The 19063-nt window shown below is 43.6% G+C and carries 17 protein-coding genes and 1 pseudogene; 12 read left to right on the top strand and 6 right to left on the bottom strand.

All coding sequences use genetic code 11. From position 1 onward, the window contains the following. Positions 1–11 precede the first annotated feature (11 nt). The 3 genes from AC0YN7_RS16455 (at position 12) to AC0YN7_RS16445 (ending at position 1846) form a co-directional block, all read left to right on the top strand. The gene (locus AC0YN7_RS16455) at positions 12–485 is read left to right on the top strand and encodes a hypothetical protein (RefSeq protein WP_475811104.1); all 474 of its coding nucleotides are present in this window, start codon (positions 12–14) and stop codon (positions 483–485) included. Between the two features lie 62 nt (positions 486–547). Next, on the top strand, positions 548–1429 hold the full coding sequence (locus AC0YN7_RS16450; RefSeq protein WP_475811103.1) for a hypothetical protein: 882 nt from the start codon (positions 548–550) through the stop codon (positions 1427–1429). Positions 1430–1483: 54 nt separating this feature from the next. Next, complete coding sequence (locus tag AC0YN7_RS16445) at positions 1484–1846, top strand: hypothetical protein (protein ID WP_475811102.1); 363 nt, start codon at positions 1484–1486, stop codon at positions 1844–1846. Between the two features lie 285 nt (positions 1847–2131). On the opposite strand, the pseudogene AC0YN7_RS16440 reads toward AC0YN7_RS16445, so the two are convergent. Beyond that, positions 2132–2446, bottom strand: a pseudogene (locus AC0YN7_RS16440) (suppressor of fused domain protein); the annotation flags it as partial. Positions 2447–2594: 148 nt separating this feature from the next. On the opposite strand from AC0YN7_RS16440, the gene AC0YN7_RS16435 reads away from it, so the two are divergent. The 5 genes from AC0YN7_RS16435 (at position 2595) to AC0YN7_RS16415 (ending at position 8187) form a co-directional block, all read left to right on the top strand. After that, a complete protein-coding gene (locus tag AC0YN7_RS16435) occupies positions 2595–2996 on the top strand; it encodes a hypothetical protein (RefSeq protein WP_475811101.1) in 402 nt (133 codons plus the stop codon). A 216-nt stretch (positions 2997–3212) separates the two neighbouring features. Further along, positions 3213–3674: a hypothetical protein gene (locus tag AC0YN7_RS16430; RefSeq protein WP_475811100.1), complete on the top strand. Its 462-nt coding sequence runs from the start codon at positions 3213–3215 to the stop codon at positions 3672–3674. Positions 3675–3870: 196 nt separating this feature from the next. Continuing rightward, positions 3871–4767: an RCC1 domain-containing protein gene (locus AC0YN7_RS16425; RefSeq protein WP_475811099.1), complete on the top strand. Its 897-nt coding sequence runs from the start codon at positions 3871–3873 to the stop codon at positions 4765–4767. Between the two features lie 308 nt (positions 4768–5075). Continuing rightward, positions 5076–5699, top strand: coding sequence for a GyrI-like domain-containing protein (locus AC0YN7_RS16420; protein ID WP_475811098.1), 624 nt, complete (start codon positions 5076–5078; stop codon positions 5697–5699). Between the two features lie 664 nt (positions 5700–6363). Continuing rightward, the gene (locus AC0YN7_RS16415; RefSeq protein WP_475811097.1) at positions 6364–8187 is read left to right on the top strand and encodes an APC family permease; all 1824 of its coding nucleotides are present in this window, start codon (positions 6364–6366) and stop codon (positions 8185–8187) included. Between the two features lie 187 nt (positions 8188–8374). Here AC0YN7_RS16415 and AC0YN7_RS16410 read toward each other — a convergent pair whose 3' ends face one another. Continuing rightward, complete coding sequence (locus AC0YN7_RS16410) at positions 8375–9637, bottom strand: MFS transporter (protein ID WP_475811096.1); 1263 nt, start codon at positions 9635–9637, stop codon at positions 8375–8377. Between the two features lie 128 nt (positions 9638–9765). On the opposite strand from AC0YN7_RS16410, the gene AC0YN7_RS16405 reads away from it, so the two are divergent. Next, on the top strand, positions 9766–10128 hold the full coding sequence (locus AC0YN7_RS16405; RefSeq protein WP_475811095.1) for a DUF423 domain-containing protein: 363 nt from the start codon (positions 9766–9768) through the stop codon (positions 10126–10128). 801 nt (positions 10129–10929) lie between these two features. Here AC0YN7_RS16405 and AC0YN7_RS16400 read toward each other — a convergent pair. From AC0YN7_RS16400 to AC0YN7_RS16390, 3 genes are all read right to left on the bottom strand, one after another. After that, positions 10930–12126, bottom strand: coding sequence for an MFS transporter (locus AC0YN7_RS16400; RefSeq protein WP_475811094.1), 1197 nt, complete (start codon positions 12124–12126; stop codon positions 10930–10932). 70 nt (positions 12127–12196) lie between these two features. Continuing rightward, positions 12197–12478, bottom strand: a complete 282-nt coding sequence (locus AC0YN7_RS16395) for an ArsR/SmtB family transcription factor (RefSeq protein WP_475811093.1) — start codon at positions 12476–12478, stop codon at positions 12197–12199. 177 nt (positions 12479–12655) lie between these two features. After that, positions 12656–13738, bottom strand: coding sequence for a branched-chain amino acid aminotransferase (locus AC0YN7_RS16390; RefSeq protein WP_475811092.1), 1083 nt, complete (start codon positions 13736–13738; stop codon positions 12656–12658). 118 nt (positions 13739–13856) lie between these two features. Between AC0YN7_RS16390 and AC0YN7_RS16385 the strand changes: the two genes are divergently transcribed. Then, positions 13857–14780 (top strand): LysR family transcriptional regulator, encoded by a 924-nt coding sequence (locus AC0YN7_RS16385; protein ID WP_475811091.1) that lies wholly within the window; start codon positions 13857–13859, stop codon positions 14778–14780. Positions 14781–15010: 230 nt separating this feature from the next. On the opposite strand, the gene AC0YN7_RS16380 is transcribed toward AC0YN7_RS16385, so the two are convergent. Beyond that, on the bottom strand, positions 15011–15874 hold the full coding sequence (locus AC0YN7_RS16380) for a 3-hydroxyacyl-CoA dehydrogenase family protein (protein ID WP_475811090.1): 864 nt from the start codon (positions 15872–15874) through the stop codon (positions 15011–15013). A gap of 254 nt (positions 15875–16128) precedes the next feature. Between AC0YN7_RS16380 and AC0YN7_RS16375 the strand changes: the two genes are divergently transcribed. Both AC0YN7_RS16375 and AC0YN7_RS16370 read left to right on the top strand, forming a co-directional pair. Then, positions 16129–18321 (top strand): ABC transporter ATP-binding protein, encoded by a 2193-nt coding sequence (locus tag AC0YN7_RS16375; protein WP_475811089.1) that lies wholly within the window; start codon positions 16129–16131, stop codon positions 18319–18321. After that, entirely contained in the window at positions 18318–18866 is a 549-nt protein-coding gene (locus AC0YN7_RS16370) for a DUF1854 domain-containing protein (protein WP_475811088.1), read from the top strand. Before AC0YN7_RS16375 ends, AC0YN7_RS16370 begins: the two co-directional genes overlap by 4 nt. Positions 18867–19063 lie beyond the last annotated feature (197 nt).

Raw genomic sequence — 19063 nt, 5'->3', positions numbered from 1 at the left:
AGGTGGGTGATATGTTGAATAACAATGTCAGTAAATTCCAGAAAGACGCAGGTGAAGAAGCTGCATGTGAAGAAGCTGTCGGTGAAGATGCCGTAGGTGAAGAAGCTGCAGGTGAAGTAGCTGTCGGTGAAGATGCCGTAGGTGAAGAAGCTGCTGGTGAAGTAGCTGTCGGTGAGGATGCCGTAGGTGAAGAAGCTGCAGGTGAAGTAACTGTCGGTGAAGATGCTGTAAGTGAAGTAGTTGTAGGTGAAGTAGCTGTCGGTGAAAATGTCGTCGGTGAAGATGCTGTAGGTGAAGTAGTTGCAGGTAAAGCAGCTATCAGTGAGGAAGTTGCTGGTATTAATGGAGCTAGTGGCAAAGACGGTGCTAAAGGGCAAACTATTACTATTTCTGGTGATGATAATTCTATCAATATTGATGCTGGAAATATTAAAATAAATATTCCCAACCTCATTAAACAATTTTTCCCTAATGGTATGAAGTAAAACGACTGTGGTCATGTTGCTGAAAGTAAGATTCGATTTTATTAGAATAGAAGGTGATGAAGATGGGTAGTGAAGACAAGAAGAAAATAAAAATCAGAAAAGAAAACGAACAAGAAAAGAGCGGAAATGGTGGAAAAGGTGGCGGTGCGGGTCCTGCAGTAGGTGGTGGCGCGAGTGACACCACAACTGGTGGTGGGGGCGGTGGTGCAACTGGCGGTCCTGCAACAGGCGGTGGTGCAACTAGCGGTAGTGCAACAGGCGGTGGTGCAACTGGTGGTGCTGCGAATACTGCTGCAACAGGAGGTACTACAACTGGCGGTGATACTAACGTTTTAGTTGCTCCCGTTTCAGCAGGCGGTGATGCAACAGGCGGTGATGGTGGTTCTGGAACAGGTGGTAGTGCACTTGGCGGTTTCGCGGCTGGTGGTGCTGGTGGTGCTGGCGGTGCTGGCGGTGCTGGTGGTTCTTCCGCTCTTGCTGCCACAGCCGTGGCAAGCGGAACGTCTACATCTAGCGCTGACAACAACAGCTCTACAGGTGGAAGTGGGGGTGCAGGCGGCTCAGGCGCCGCCGGAGGTTCTGCAACTGGCGGTAATGCAACCGCTGGTACTGGAAGTGGTGGTTCCGGTGGTACTGCAACTGGTGGTAATAGTTCTACAAGTAGTGGTGATGCTGCCGCAGTAGGTGGTGCTTCTGCAACTGATAATACCGTATCTAGTGGTGATCCAGCTGGTGGTGATGCAACTGCTGGTGATGCAACTACTGGCAGCGCAACTGGCGGCGATGCAACCGGAGGCGATGCAACTGGCGGTGATGGAGGCGATACTACTGGCGGTGATACAGCAGGCGGTGGTGCCTCAAATGTTGGCGGCAAAGGTGGCGAAGGAGAAGCCGAAATCAAAGAAGAAGGCGAAGTCGAACAAAAAGCCAAAATCAAAGATTAAACTATAACCTTAACTAACTCTATCAGGCTTACATTTATATACGGGGTGGTAATAGTGGATGAAAATCATCAAGAACCTCATGATATTAACAAAATAATAACTGCAGCCAATGACTCTGCTGATGATGAAGCTCCTCGTGTTAGCACTACCGCAAGTGCTACTGCAACTGGCGGTGCCGGCGGTATTGGTGGTGCAGGGGGTACCGGCGGTCAGGCACTTAACGTAACCTATGTAGATAATTATTCAATGTTAATGCTGGTATATACGCTTATACTCATGTTCACCAATGAAAAGAAAGATGGGGAAGGTTCTAGTATTTCGACAGAGTCACTAATCCCACTTTTAAAATCAATGATGGAAGAACAGAAAGAATACCGTCAAGAATTTCTAGAAGTGATTCGTTCGTTAAAACGATAACCAGGTATAAACTGTTCACCCCCTAAGTGGGTTGCCTTTTTTGAAAAAGGCAGCTCACTTTTGCATTTCTAAGGAAATTTTACGGGCAACGCCCGAATACATAAGATCAATAGAATATTTTAACGCAGCAACGATTGGTGAATTTTTACTCAAATTAAACAGTAATAGACAGTAAAAAAACACCAGATCCTGCAAGCTGCTTTCTGTATTGAACAGAAGGCAGTTTGTTTAGCTTTCGCTCAGGTCGATGTATTGATATTCATCGGTTATTAACACCTAGGGTATTTATGACGATTTGCAGGTATTTCTTCTGTTCGCATGTAACACGAGCGCTTCATTTTCTAAATCTGATAATCTTTCCATCAGTGCATCCATGCTATGTTCTAATTTATAATCCATCTCCTCTTTATACAGAGGAATCAAGAAATAGGTATGAACCTTATTACCGTCCTTGGCTGGGATGATGCTGATCTCTTCTTTTAATTGATAGAATACAACCCCATTCAAACCCGTTCCGTCGGCATAGGGTTCATAGTCCTGGTAATTGGGGATTGTATGTCCATATCCCAACCAGGTATTATACTGATGAGGAAAACGAGCCTAGATTCACACAATTTCCGATTAATCTCGTGAATTGCATAAGTCATGAGGCAGGATAGTTAATGGAAAAAATTACATTATTGTTGTGTATTTATGTATAATGACCTTATAGAAATATTTTTCCGTAGATAATGGGGAGGATTCGCCAATGACTAGCGGTGAAGTAAAAGACCTAAAGCATGATGTTATCGCCCTTGTCCTAGTAGCGGTGGTTATAGGGCTTGTCTTCCTTGTTACTTGGGTATCTAGGACGGTCAATGATACGACGCACATAACCCGCATAGCTGACGCCACCGAACGCCTAGGAACCTTTGTAGATAACTACGATTCACTTACGCCCGTTCAACTAATGACCGCGAACCTTGAACCGCAAATATACGTAGATGCAGCCACCATTGCACCCGACGAAGGAACCGCAAACGACCTACGCTTTGCTGCCGAACTAATTATGAAGTATAACGACGGAGCAGGGGTTGAAACGCTGCAAGAAGCCTACGACATATTGACCGATGTTGTTCCACATTTCCGCGAAGCAGCAAAAAAACCATAAAGTGTACGGAAAATGGCGGATATGAGCGTTAAGGTCGTAGGAGAGGAACAATAATTAAATTCGCCGCATAATGTGGTTACTCATTCTGAGAAAGTCCAAGATAGTAGTACCGATCATTACGCTAACGGGTAGATTAACTGAATGGTGACTAAGCCTTGGAATTAGCAACCTATTCAAGAAAGTGTTCGTCTGATTATATCGAGGAAGGTGATATTAATGACGAAAATGGATAGCTTCAGCATAATGTTAGTTTTGGTAGTGTGCATGATATTTGCAGGCTGTACAAAGGCAAATACTGAGTCAGAACCAATACACACTGAACCATCAGCCACGAATACTTCTACAAATAAACCATCAGATTCAAACAGTAATACAAATCAATCTGATTTAGTCGGTTCCGTTAAGGTAGAAAACTTAGGTTCCGATACTAAAATAACTTATACTTTCAAAAATCAAAGCGAAAAAATAGTGACTGTTATTGGCGGAGCAAGATATAAGTTGTTAAAGGACAACAATGTAGTAGACGAAGGTGGGGTTCCAATAAAAGACTACATAGATTTGGAGCCTGGTCAGGACTATACAGATATAAAGACATTTTCGAAATTGGAGCCTGGCTCATACACAATACATATGGATTGGAACAAAACCATTGTATCTGCTGAATTTGTTCGAAACTAAAATTGGTTAAGCTAACGGGTAACTAAAGCTTAACAATCACCATAACGAGGTTGCCGACATGAACGGCAGCCTCGTTGAGCTAATTGGAGGTTAGTTTAATGGATGCGCGAAATATTTAAAATGTTGAGGTGTTTGCGAAGTTCGCAAGGAGCATGACCTGATAATAAAATAGGTCTTGTTTTCAAGGAGGTAAAACATGGATTACACTTCACCGATTGAAGCAGCGTTAAAGGTGAAACGGTGGCCTAAAGATACCATAGCGGCGGGTCGTCGTCATACCGTTGGTCTTAAATCGGATGGTACGGTGACGGCTGTGGGTGATAATAAATATGGCCAATGTGATGTAAGCGGCTGGCGCGATATTGTGGCGGTTGCGGCTGGTAATGTTCATATGGCGACGAACACGGGTAATGCTCATACAATCGGGCTTAAATCGGACGGCACGGTGGCGGCTGTGGGTTGGAATAAGCATGACCAATGCGATGTAAACGACTGGCGTGATATTGTAGCGGTAGCGGCGGGTTGGCGTCGTACCGTCGGGCTTAAATCGGATGGCACGGTGGTGGCTGTGGGTCGAAATAATGAAGGCCAATGCAATGTAAGCGGCTGGCGTGATATGGTGGCGGTAGCGTCGGGTGACTGGCATACCGTCGGGCTTAAATCGGACGGCACGGTGACGACTGTGGGTAATAATCGGTATGGCCAATGTAATGTAAGCGACTGGCGCGACATAGTGGCGGCAGCGGCGAGTTACCTTCATACCGTCGGGCTTAAATCGGACGGCACGGTGGCGGCTGTGGGTTGGAATAAGCATGACCAATGCGTTGTAAGCGGCTGGCGCGGTATTGTGGCGATAGCGGCGGGTAGTAATCATACAATCGGGCTTAAATCGGACGGCACGGTGGCGGCTGTGGGTAGGAATGAGCATGGCCAATGCAATGTAAGTGGCTGGCGCGATATTGTGGCGGTAGCGGCGGGTTGCGCTCATACTCTCGGCCTTAAATCGGACGGCACGGTGGTTGCTGTGGGTGATAATGAATATGGCCAATGCGATGTAAACGGCTGGCGTGGCATCCAACTGCCCGGCAATTAGTTTTCAATATTAATAATACATATAAAGCCTTAAGTCGGTGGGACGTCGTGAATACGGGAATGTTACGAGAAGGTATTAAGCTAACGGTAACTATAGTTGAACAAAAAAGGTACAGTATGCCATACCGAAAGCTTATTCATGTAAATTTCGGCTGCTTCTTGTGTATAAATTTGATGGCAATGATATTATGAAAAAAAATGCAAGCCATTAGAAGAAACTTTGCGGGAATACAATGGATAATAGGACATACAGTTGTCCTATTATTAGTTCTATACTAATGTCAAATGTGTATTAAGGAGAGATTAGTTATGAGCAAAAAAATAGAATATAAAAAAGATTATAAACAATTTTATCTACCAAAAACCATCCCGGATATTATTGATATCGCTGAGATGCCATTTATTAAAATTAGTGGCACAGGTGATCCCAATAGAGATGAGTTTGCTCGAGAGACAGAAGCATTATATAGCCTAAGTTATGCAGTTAAAATGTCATATAAAAGTGAAGATGTTCCTGTCGGTTACTATGAATATACAGTTTTCCCACTTGAGGGAATTTGGGACTTGATCGATAAGTCAAAGTCGGCAATAGATAAATGTAATTTGAAATACACAATTATGATACGCCAACCAGATTTTCTGACAGATGAGTTATTCAAAAAATTTGTAGAGCAGACCAAAAAGAAAAAGCCAAACCCATACCTTGAGGAGTTAAAATTCGAAAAAATTAGAGATGGTTTATGCTGCCAAATGATGCATATAGGAAGTTTTGATGATGAACCAGCAAGCTTTGCAAAGATGGAAGTGTTTTGTAAGGAAAAAGGATATGTGCGTACTGATAAAACTCATAGGGAAATTTATCTATCCGACCCCCGTAAGACTGATATGTCGAAGATGAGAACTGTTTTAAGATTTCCTATAATGAGGTATTAGGAGACCGTGAGAGTATTAAGAAAGTGCGGTGAACCAAACCGTATCACACGGTAATGACAATTAGGCTAACGGGACACGTTAGTTGAACAAATAAGGGACAGTTTGCTAAGGCAGCTGCTCCCTTTCTTTGTTAAGCGAAAGGGCAGAATACTTTAATTAGAGTCATGATTTAAATTCTATTCTAGACATGGATTATAATGATCTTGTTACCTGTAGCTGTACGAGTACCACCCTACTCCATTATCACAACAGATATATTGGACCGGGACACATACAATCTTTTTCGAAATAATGAATTTATAAGTAAAATGGTAAGAACGTGAGCTTTGGTAAGTATGTAGTTTATGTAAGCGTTTTTAAAGTCTTTTTTTATAATAAATGACTGAAGCCAGTGCGATTGTATGTTTTACAAAACAAATTAGCAGGCGTAATATACAATTTGCAAGTTTAAAATTAGGTAGGGCGACTTAACCGTCCGAATCCGACAGCTAACCTCGTAAGCGTTGATTGAGGGAGGGTTGTTACATGTGTTCAAAACACGGATTCTTACCTGTGTTTTTTGTTTGCCAAAAAGCCATGATTAGGGATTGTGTTTTTATATTTCATTTTCAGGGTATTTTAACAGTACAGGAAATTTAAAAATAAAAAATGTGGAGTGAAACTAATGCTCTCTTTAAAAAGATTTTTAATCGGACGACCGTTAAAATCAAATAAATTAGGCGAGCAGAAACTTAATAAAACGAAAGCTCTTGCCATTCTTTCTTCAGATGCCTTATCTTCAGTGGCCTATGGTCCTGAGCAAATATTAATTGTTTTAATAACAGTTGGTGTAGCAGCGTTTTGGTATTCGATACCTATCGCAATTGGAGTATTGATTTTATTATTAGCACTTATTTTATCTTATAGGCAAATTATCTTTGCATATCCACATGGCGGAGGCGCTTATGTGGTGTCAAAAGAGAATCTAGGCAAGTACCCTGGGTTAATAGCCGGAGGTTCCTTGTTGGTTGATTATATTTTAACCGTGGCAGTAAGTGTATCCGCCGGTACGGATGCCATTACTTCCGCTTTTCCAAGTTTGCACGAACATACGGTAATCATAGCTGTAATATTTGTAATTTTCATAACAATCCTGAACCTGCGGGGGGTAACCGAGTCTGCTTCGATTTTAGCATATCCGGTATATTTGTTTGTTTTAGCATTATTTATTTTAATAGGAGCAGGCATATATAACATAATAACCGGTTATGTTTCTCCCGAATTACACACTCCAATCGGTACACCAGTAGCAGGTATAAGCCTTTTTTTGCTCTTAAAAGCATTTGCTTCGGGCAGCTCTGCATTAACAGGAGTCGAGGCCATTTCGAATGCAATCCCGAACTTTAAAAATCCTGCTCCTAATAACGCTGCTAAAACATTAATGGCGATGGGAATCTTACTTGCTTTGTTATTTTCGGGAATCGTATATTTAGCTTATTATTACGGGATTACACCAAATCTCGAAGTAACCGTAGTCTCACAAATCGCCGAACATACCTTTGGGCGAAATTTTATGTACTTCTTCATTCAAGGTACAACAGCATTAATCCTTATCCTAGCTGCTAACACGGGATATTCAGCTTTCCCATTGCTTGCCGTAAATCTTGCTAATGATAAGTTCATACCAAGAATGTTTACGGTTAGAGGAGATCGGCTTGGTTATTCCAATGGCATTATCATTCTGGGTATTTTATCCATTATATTAATTATTGTGTTTAAAGGCCAAACCGAACATTTAATACCGCTTTATGCTGTTGGTGTTTTTATTCCCTTTACTCTGTCCCAGACAGGAATGATTATAAAATGGATTCGTCAAAGGCCTAAAGGATGGATTCCAAAACTGATCATTAACTCAACGGGGGCTCTTATAAGCTTTATTGTCACCATGATGTTTTTCTTAACAAAATTCACACAAGTTTGGTCCGTTTTAATATTCTTACCCCTTATCATTTATGCCTTTCATCGAATTAGAAAGCATTATGAAGCGGTAGCCGACCAATTGAGAATTACAACTTGTGAGCCAGCTATTCCGATTGCGGGGAATATAATCATTCTTCCTGTGGCGGGTATGACGCATGTGGTGGAGAATTCGTTGAACTATGCCAAATCGCTCTCAGCATACCAGATCATTGCAGTTCATGTTCATTTTGAAAGAGAAGATGAAGGACTGTTTGAAGAAAAATGGAGCAAGTGGCAGCCTGACGTGAGGTTGGTAACTCTACACTCTCCTTATAGAAGCATCATTCAGCCACTGACTAAATTCATTGATACCGTTCAACGTAAGGCGAGTGAATCAAATTACCAAGTTACTGTTGTTATCCCACAGTTCATTCCAAAGAAAGGTTGGCACAACATTCTACACAACCAATCCAGTTTACTGATTCGTGCACACTTACTGTATCGGAGAAATGTGTTTATTACTACTGTACCGTACCATTTAAAGAAATGATCGACTTATTAAACGGGACACTATAGCTTAAAAGTTTATAAAACTGCTTCTGAAAATATTCTCTATATAAAGGGTATCGACGCCCCACGCCTCCACCATGTAAATCCACAACCGCAATAGGTTGTGGATTTATCATACCCGATCATGCTAAGCAACGAGAGTGGTCAGAGAGGAATTCCATATTTGCTCACATTAATGCTGTCGATCGCTTCTCGCGAAATAACATAAAGAAAAGCATGGATGCGGTGACGTACAATGTGCCTGTAATACTGAACGTAATGGCATACCCCCAATAATAGCCGTAGGTATCAATCAGATGAGAATGAATCGGTCCCATGGTTGCCCATCCAAGCATAAAGGCTGTCTGCATACAGGAATTAGCGAGGCTTCGCTTCTTCTCAGAGACTCGATCGATTAGAATAGCAGATTGCAGTGGATTGGCTGCATTCATTAGTGCTTGTCTAAATAAAAAGCTTATTGAAGCAACGAGTAGTAGATTTGTGAAGCCTGTTAAGAGCAGGAATGGTAGCGAAAGTGTTTGGAAAATAACGATTGCTTTCACTTGTCCAATTCGATTGGCTAGTGACGGGCCAATGAGCATTGAAATGATGGTCATCACTTGGCCTAAAGATAGTAAGAAGCTCATCGCACTAAGCGAAATTGAAAATCGATTCGTGAAATATAAATTTAAATAAGGAACGACAAGGCCTGACCCAATGCCGATCAAAAGCTGAATAGAGGCAAATTTAGCAATAAACGAAATTTCACTCTTCGATTGAGCTGCTGTTTGGCTCACAGTAAGATCTTCATTAAATGCTTCATTTCCATTCTTCGGTATACGTGCTGATTCCCTTATAGCTTGTAAGGGCAGAAATGCTGCTATTGTCGCTATACTACCTGCGAGCAAAACCATTTTAAATGAGAGGAGTTTAGTTAATCCTGCAGCTTGCAAAACATCTGCAATTACACCTCCACCAAGGCTCCCGGCAACCTGGGAGGCGAGCACGAATGCAGCAAAGATGCTGAATATGCGCATCCGGTCGGCTTTAGCTACACTTGCAGCAAGAAAAGGAATGGCGAGTACTTGAAAGATAGCGGCAAATAAACCGGTTAGAACAGCCATAGTTAGTAGACTGCTCTCTGACTCAAATAAAGAGCGGCCAGCCAATACTATACCGCTGCACAGAGTGCCAATTACGAGTAATCGTTTTCGGCTGGCGCGATCACCGAACAAACCAATAGGAATGAAGCATAACGCTGTTGCGAATGATTGCAAACTGACGATTTTTCCACTCATGGAATCGGCGTAACCGAGTTCGTGGATGTACAAATTATATAGTACCGAGAACATGCCTGTACCGATTTGATATAGCATATTCGCTAGAAAGAAAAGACGAATGTTTCGAGACCAGCCTCGCCATTCCATGGCGGTAGATTGAATGATGTTCATATATACTCCTTCGATTACTATTCCAACCAACCTTACTATTATGGCAACTGTAAATCAACCGAAATTTTCTTCCCTAGCATAATCATGATATGCTTGACGTACGAATAAAAAAATGAGGCGGGATTCATATGCAAATGTTTGTCATGCTCGGTAGTATTTTGATGGTTTTGGCGGTCGCTATCGGTGCGTTCGGTGCACATGCGCTAAAAAGCAGAATAGCACCGGATAAGCTGAAGGTGTATGAAGTTGGTGTTCAGTATCACATCGCACATGCATTAGGCTTGATTCTGATCGGTCTGCTTGCGAACAATTATCCGGATGTTCAGCTCTTTGTAACGGCAGGCTGGTTTTTGGTAGCTGGGATTATTTTGTTTTCGGGAAGTCTGTACGTTCTAAGTGTTGCAAAAGCCCGATTTCTTGGTCCAATTACTCCGCTAGGCGGACTTTCCTTTATGATAGGCTGGGTGCTTGTCGCTATAGGTGTCCTGTAGAGGGTAATTATCTTCTCAGCATATTGTTACGTTCTTTCTCATAGGTTTGTCACCTATCCAAAGTGGGCTATTTAACTCTTACAAACAAATGCTCTAATAATCAGAGCACTACACCCCGGTGAATGGTGGTTTTGCACAGCCAAGGTTCGCCTCCACCATCATCAAATCCAGCCGCAAGAGGCTGGTTTTTTTGTGTGGAAATAGAGGGGTGTCGATTACTCTGAATCCGAAGGAGGGTACTGGGGTTCGTTCAACGCCAAAATCAGTGCTTGATTACATGAAACCCTATGCGGGTAGGTCGGGGCATTCAGTTACCAGCATTCTATTTTAACGAATGTAAAGGGATAGATAGGCGATTAAAATGGATATTGTCCAATCAAACACCTGATACTTCCATGATCCTATGTGTTTGAATGGAAAAGTTCCATTCAAATAGGTAGTTAGAAGCTCTTTGTCTACGGGACAGACGATTAGCTTGGATGAAATACAGTCTGGGGCAAACATATCGTTTTTGATGTGAAGCTGATTGTATGAAATACAGTCAAATACGACGAATGAAGAGTAGGCTTTACTCACTTTCTGTCAACCGCTGATTTTGAGGTTGAGCCAAAAAAATATAAAGGTATTTTAAAATCTGCATAATGCCCGTCCCCATGCCGCCGAATACCTCAGTGCAGGTAATCTACTCAATGTCCCTTCAAAAGATCTTCCTGATTCAGTTTGAATAGAACACCATGAAATAAAAAAAATCAGTATTCCAATTAATGGAATACTGGTTTTTTCAATGATACGCTTAGTTGTTTATGCACTTGACTTAACTAAGCCGCACTTCACTTTTTCCCGGCGAGCGCGCGTGTGGGATAAGCCGAAGAAGGTGGCGGCTGTTGCAGCAGCAAGGATAACACCCGTTGCTCCGATCCAACTGATGGAGGTAAGCGATGCTTGCTGTACAATAACACCGCCAAGTCCGGCACCGGCCGCCATACCCAGCTGCAGCACAGAGCTGTTCAAACTAAGCATGATACCGGAAGCCTCCGGAGCCAGTGTCATTAAATGATACTGCTGAGTAGGGCCGGATGACCAAGCTGTAAATGCCCATAACATAAGTACTGGGAACACGATGAAAGGCGAATGCCCTGCTATTGAAAGCAGTACAAGGGCAATCGTATGGAAGAGCATCCCACTGACTAACGTACGAGGCGCTCCCCATTTGTCAGTGCTGTAGCCCCCGAACTTCGAGCCGAACAAGCTGGCGATCCCAAAGGCGAAGAGACCGATGCTCACGCCCTGCTCACTTAATTTGGTTACGGTCAACAGGTAGGGTGAAATATATGTGTAGACGATGGAGTACCCGCCGATCCACATGAAGGTAACGGCCAAGGCGATCGCGATTTTTGGCTGCTTAAATAGGGCGAGCTGTTTGAATATGGGTACAGGCTCCTCACCATTTGATCGAGGAATAGTCATTAAAATGATGAGCATAGCGAATAGACCAAGAAGGCCAATAACTCCGAAGATCAGCTTCCAGTCATATGCAGAAGCGGCAACCCTGCCGAGAGGCACGCCAATGATTAAGGCAGTACTGAAGCCCATAACTAACGTTGCGATCGCACTTCCTTGTTTGCCAGGAGCAGCAAGCTTTGCGGCAACCGTCAATGCGGTAACGACAAACACGCCGGTGCTAAGCGCGAGAACGATTCGGGACACTACTAAAAACGCAAAACCCGGCAATGCGATGGTGATCAAATTGCCAATTGCAAATACACCAAGTGCATAGAGCAGCAGCTGCCGTCTTTCCATACGTGCCGTGATAGCCATGAGAATAGGGGTACCGAATGCATAAGCCAGCGAGAACACGGTAATCAGCTGACCTGCGGCTGATACCGAGACGCCTACGTCTGCAGCCACCTTATCCAAAATGCCTGCAATAATAAACTCGGACGTCCCAACTAGAAAGCTTATTATTGCCAGCATATAAATTTTCCAAGCGTTCGACATACCAGTAAAGCTCCTCTCGACTCCAATGTTTTTATATTTCTAAGTATATAGAAATAATGCTGAAAAAAAATTACTCCAACAAATATGGCGCGTACTTTTGCGCCATTTCACGGTTTACGCTGTAGTAGATATACGTGCCGTCCTTGCGGAGATTAAGCAACCCGCACTCCGTCAATTGTTTTAAGTGATGAGAAAGCGTTGAACCAGCCACAGACTCCAGCTTAACTCCAATATCGGAGCAGCACAAATTTTTCTCCTCCGTAAGAAGCAGAGCAATTTTAATCCGAGTGGGCTCCCCGAGCGCTTTGTATACTTTAACAGCTTGACGTATGTCCGCATGCTCTTCTACCATAGTAAATTCACCTTTTTCCAGTCATGTTATTTCTATATGCGTAGAAATAAGATATCATACGTATTTATGAAAGTAAATAGGTGTCGGGACAGATGGTATAGCAGACGGTTAGAGGAAAGGGCCAAATATAGAAAAAAAGGCCGTCGACAACGATCGACAGCCTTTTTCATTTCGTGATTAGACTTTAACGGGGCTAGCCTCGACCATCCAGTTAAGGGGGTCAGCCAGCTTACCCATTTGAATGCCGGTAAGGGTATCATAAAGCTTTTTGGACAGCTCGCCTGTGTTCCCCTCGTTAATGATCAGTACTTCATCCTGCCAGTTCAGTTCACCGATCGGAGAGATTACGGCTGCAGTACCCGTACCAAAGGCTTCCTCCAGCTCGCCTTTGCGACTAGCCTCGTAAAGCTCCTCAATTGTGATTGGACGCTCTACAACCTCAATGTTCCAATGCTGAAGCAGCTGAATAATGGAATTGCGTGTAACGCCGTCCAATATACTGCCATTTAATGCGGGTGTATGCACGATGCCATTGATTTTAAAGAAGACATTCATGCTGCCGACTTCCTCAATATATTTGCGATGTACGCCATCGAGCCAAAGCACCTGGGAATAACCCTTTTCTTTCGCGAGCTCCTGCGCTTTCAAACCTGCCGCGTAATTGCCCGCAGTTTTCGCTTCACCCACGCCGCCCTTCACGGAACGCACGTATTCCGACTCGACGAAGATTTTCACTGGGTTTACACCCTCAGTATAATAAGCGCCAACAGGCGACATGATGATGATGAATTGATATTGAGTGGAAGGCGCCACGCCAAGCTGCGGCTGCGTTGCAATAATGAAAGGACGAATGTAAAGCGACGTGCTAGGCGCTGTTGGAATCCAGTCCTGATCAACGGCAATCAGCTGCTTCAATGCTTCAATGACGGTATCGATATCCAGCTCAGGAACACTAAGACGCTCGTTGGAGCGATTCATTCTTTGTATATTTTTTTGAGGTCTGAATAGTAGTACGCGACCATCGTCGGTTTTATACGCTTTCAATCCTTCAAATATCGTTTGTCCATAATGGAACACTTTCGCTGCCGGGTCTAGTACGATCGGTTGGTAAGGAATGATACGCGGCTTATGCCAGCCGTTGTCCGTCGAATAATCCATAGTAAACATGTGGTCCGTAAAATAATTGCCAAATCCAAGCTGTTCTGCCGCTGGCTGTTGTTTCTTATTCGTGGTTAACTCGATTTCCAATGATTGAAGCAAATGGCCCAACTCCTTAAATGATCGATAATTGAATGCTAACACTTCATACGCTATATTTATAATATCTATTTTATTGAATGTCCATACCTTTTGGGTATAGACGAAGGGATTGAACGACATGGATATGCGTCAGCTCAAATACTTCTTAACTATAGCACAAGAAGGGCAGGTTACTCGAGCGGCCAAGCTGCTAAATATGGAACAGCCGCCCCTTAGCAGGCAGTTGAAGCTGATGGAGGAGGAACTCGGCGTTAAGCTCTTTGAGCGCAGTGGCAAAGGTCTAATACGAACCGCTGCGGGCGAACTGCTCAAGCAGAAGGCTGAATTGCTTCTCGCACAATTTGATGAATCACTCAGAGAGGTTAAGGGAATGGAGGAGGGCATTCGCGGGGTTCTGTCGATTGGGTCGGTCGTGTCCTGTATTTCCATATTGCCCAAGCGAATCGAGCTGTTCAGGAAACGCTACCCCCAGATTACATTCAAAATTTCAGAGGGCGATCATTTTTACTTAGGCGAACAATTGGAGAACAGAACCATTGATTTAGTTGTGGCGAGACTGCCGTTTGAGGCGGAAAAGCATCCACAGCAATATTCCGTGCTGCGGCTGCCCTCAGATCCGTTCGTCGCTGTCATTCCGAGCTCATGGACGGATTACTCCAGCAAAGAGGGGCTTCATATGAAGGAGCTGGCGAATTTTCCGTTCCTTACTTTAAAGACGGACAAAACGACACGCATGCATGAGCAGGTTGTGAACGAATGCAAGCGCCACGGCTTTGAACCTAACATTATATGCGAATGCTCAAGTGTGGCGATTATTATGTCGCTTATTGCTGGAGGTATCGGTGCAACGGTGTTTCCGAAGTCGGTCATGTCCTCTTTTCCAAGCACGGTTGTCAAAATGCTTGATATTGTGGATGCAAGCTTTCAGTCTGATGTGGGTGTTGTTTGGCTGAAGAATCATTATTTGCCAAAGCGTGCGCAGCAGTTTATTGAGAGCTTTCGCTCAGATATGCAGGAGGAGAAGGCAGATATAGAATTCTAGCAGGCAGGCGGCTATTTGAACGGCTCAATCAAGCTTTATATTAACGTGTATTTTCACGTGCCCTAAGTGATACTGAGATTTCAGCCCATTTCAATGAGTTTAATGATTCCGTAATTATAACTCCATAAAGAGCAGAAAGGCTGTTAAGAGGCAGATATATTTCCGACGAACAGCCTTTTCGTCCTAACTAGCTGATGACTGAAAAAGACGGTACTTTTCTGTCATTATGTTTAATCTTCCTTATTATCTTTTTTGAAGTAGACCAACTGTTCCAGATTATTGTTCATTTTCTCCGTTGTACCATGGGGATCCTCATAGCTGTAATAACCTTTACCGCTCTTCACTCCAAGCGTGCCGTTACTTACTTTTGACAGCAGCGATTCAGGTGCAAGTGTGCTTGTACTGAGCTCAGGGAATAGGTGTCCGGTAACTTTAGCCCATATATCGAGTCCGCCAAGATCCGCAATCTCGAACGGTCCCTTGAGTGCCCATCGCAGCCCTAGCCCATCTTTAACTACAGTATCAATTTCAGCAGGATCGGCAATACCTTCTTCAAGCAGGTATAGGGCTTCTCTCAGAAGTGCGGCCTGCAGTCGATTCGCAATGAACCCAGGAATATCCTTGTTTAATACAACTGGCGTTTTCCCGCAACTCCGCATAAGTGAAACAATTTCATCTACAATCTGTGGTGAAGTTGCTGGCAAGGCGACGATCTCGACCAAAGGAATTAGATGCGCCGGGTTGAAAAAATGGGTGATAACCATTCGATTGGCAAAAGGTAAATCCTCCGCCAAAGTTTGAAGCGCAAAGGTGGAAGTGTTGGAGGCGACGATGGTATGGCTTGGGATTATTTTCGACAAACGTTGAAACACATCCCGCTTAATCTCCAATTGTTCAGGAACGACCTCCACAATCAAATCAGCGTCTATAACCGCTTTCTCCAAATCGTTTAATAAACGGATTTTCGTATTAATGGAAGGCAACGCTCGCTCTGATGGCTCGAACAAAGTTACCTCGAAGCCGTTCTCCGCAAATAGAAGAGCAATTCCGGCCCCCATTGTGCCAGCTCCTAGAACAGTAATGTTCTTAATCATATAGACCTCCTTGATCAATTAGATAACTGTATTTTACACTTCTATAATTTATAGGTGAAATACATATAAAGAATATCATTGATTCTAAATAAGAATATATAAGGTTAAGTCCACAATCCCATGGGGTTGTGGATTTTTGCTATGCCGAAAACGCGATAATAAGCGACGGTAATAAATGGTTTTAGTTATTTTGTCATCTTTACTGCTGTCATTAAATGTGAGTAAATAGATTGGTAAAGAAAGGGAGGAAGAGTATGTCAGCTATTAATAAGCTTCCCAAGGTCATAGAAGCACAACTTACAGAAAAGACGTTGTTCCATTGTGTATCTGATTTAATGAATAATGGACAGTTTGGTGAACAGTGGTTTGTACTGACTGAGAAGGAAGTAACGGTTTGGGGTGCCGACGGGGTACTGGTATCCAAACTTGCGGTTTCGGAGATTACGGATGCAAGAGCTGTAGGTGGAGTAGGCGGCGGATCGTTGCTTGCGGATACTAAGAGCGGTCCAGTCATATTGATACGTTACACCGCATCTCTTAGCTCCATATTTGGATTCGCTTCCAAGTTGGTAGGTGCTGTTGCAAAAGGGGAAGAGCGTCCAACCGCCTCTGAAAAAGAATTTCCAAGGAATTGTCCGAAATGTCGTAATCCACTGCCAGACGATTCGCAAACATGTCCGGTATGCAAAAGCAACGGCAAGGTTCTATTCCGGATGTTAAATTATGCGAAACCATACAAGCTACAAATGGCCGCTGCGGCTATAATGTTGATTTTTACAACAATTGTAGAGTTGGTCCCACCTTTTTTGACCAAAATGATTGTCGATGATGTGCTGGGTCCAATGGATATGGGCTCCACACTTTTATGGATTGTCATCGGCCTGGCTGCCACTTCGTTACTGGTAACGGTTATGCAGACAGTGCGTGGGCTTATAGGGGTATGGATTGGGTCGAAACTAATGGGAGATCTTCGTCATGATGTCTATCAAGCCTTAATGAGGCTGTCGTTATCCTTCTTCGATCGAAGGCAATCCTCGCAATTTATTGGACGTGTGAATAATGACTCGGAGGCAATGCGGCAATTCATGACCGATGGAGTCATTTGGGTCTCGGGTGAAATGCTGCGGGTTATCTGTATTTTCATCATTATGTTTAGTTTCGATTGGAAATTAACTCTGCTCGCCATGCTGCCTATGCCGCTTATGATTGTGCTATCCACTGTATTATGGCCGATGATCGGCAGGCGTTGGTATCAACAGTGGAGGTCTATTTTTAGATTAAATGCATTGGTTGGCGATTCTCTGCAAGGTATTCGTGTCGTCAAAGCATTTGGTCAGGAAACGACGGAAATGTCACGTTATTCAGCGGCAAATAAGGAATTAGTTCGGCATAATATTCGGATTGATGGTTTATGGCAGGGCATCTTCCCCATCTTTGCTTTAGTTGCTGGCGCGGGAACCTTGCTGATCTGGTATTTTGGCGGCAAGACTGTGCTTAATGGCGGATTATCTACAGGTACATTGATCGCTTTAGTTACTTATCTTGGCATGCTGCTTGGACCTTTGCAGTGGGTGAGCCAAATGATTAACTGGGCAACTCATGCGATATCCGCTGCGGATCGCGTATTTGAGATTATGGATACACCATCAGAAGTACCCGATACTGCAAATCCAGCTAATATTGGTCGCGTTAAAGGCGAGGTCGAATTCAAAAAGGTTACATATGGATACGAAAAGCATCACCCTGTGCTCAAAAATGTCGATTTAAAGGTTGCGGCGGGTGAAATGATCGGGTTGGTCGGACATTCAGGTGCGGGTAAGTCGACGTTCATTAATATGATCTGCCGGTTCTATGATAGCGATGAAGGTACTATAACTATTGATGGTACGGATATCCGTAATATTAGCCAGATGGAGCTGCGTAAGCAGATCGGCGTAGTACTGCAGGAAACGTTTCTGTTCGATGGGACAATTGCCGAAAACATTGCTTACTCCAAACCAGGCGCTACAGAGCTAGAAATTATGCGTGCCGCTAAAATAGCAAATGCACATGATTTCATCGTTCAGCTGCCAGACGGCTATGACACTCGTGTAGGGGAACGTGGACACAAGCTCTCAGGCGGTGAGAAGCAGCGGGTGTCTATCGCCCGAGCGATTATTCACGATCCACGGATTCTCATCTTAGATGAAGCAACGGCTTCTGTGGATACAGTGACAGAGCGTCAAATCCAGGAAGCGATCTCGCGCTTGGTCAAAGGCAGGACGACGTTTGCGATCGCTCACCGATTATCTACTCTGCGAAATGCTGACCGACTCGTCGTACTGGAACGTGGTAAAATTATTGAAGTCGGTACCCATGAGGAGCTCCTTACTGCGGAAGGCGCATATTTCAAGCTAGTTGAAGCGCAGAAGGAAATGTCCAAGATCAAGGGGGTAGAAAATGCATGAGTGATCTGAGCGGCACTGTTAATGTGTTGGAAATAAAGGAAGAGGACCTCAAGGATCCGTATGAGATCCATGTTCTTGAACCAGGTGTTGTTTCGTTTAGCCGCAGTAAAGGCGGTGTGTTTCAAGGAGTAATTGAAGGTAAAGCATTTGAAGAAATTATTTTATATCGCATATTTCCTTTTCAGTACACAACGCAGTATATCTCTGTCCGTAACACAAAAGGGGAGGAAGTTGGTGTCATTCGTGACATTGATGAGCTTGATAAAGAAAGTCGGGCGGAAATAGACAAAGAGCTGCAGCTGCGTTACTTTCTGCCGCTTGTAACCCGAATAGATAGCGTTAAACAGAAAGCTGATTTGTGGATTTGGGAACTGCAAACTAACCTCGGTCCAACGCGTATTGTGATGCGTAACCTACATGAGCATATGCAATACCCTAGTGCTAACCGGATTATTCTTACCGACATTAACGGTAAAAGATGTGAGGTTCGTGATTGGCAATCGTTAGACGGCCATAGCAGAAATCAACTGAAAGACGCACTATAAGGTAACAAAGAAAGACGTAGAAAGACCAATAAAGTACCGCCCCTCTTTCATGAGAAAAGTGGGACGGTACTTTTTGTTTTGCCACGCTGCTCGTATCAGACTCCTGGAATAGGATCGTCGATTTAAACATTCATGTATTGAAATTATTACAGCTGTCATATGACAAAAATCATGACAACACTCACTATTTGACGAAT

It is taken from the genome of Paenibacillus sp. J31R122 (assembly GCF_056269185.1).
The sequence above is the reverse complement of the archived record's forward strand: the minus strand, read 5'-3'. Positions and strand labels throughout refer to the sequence as shown.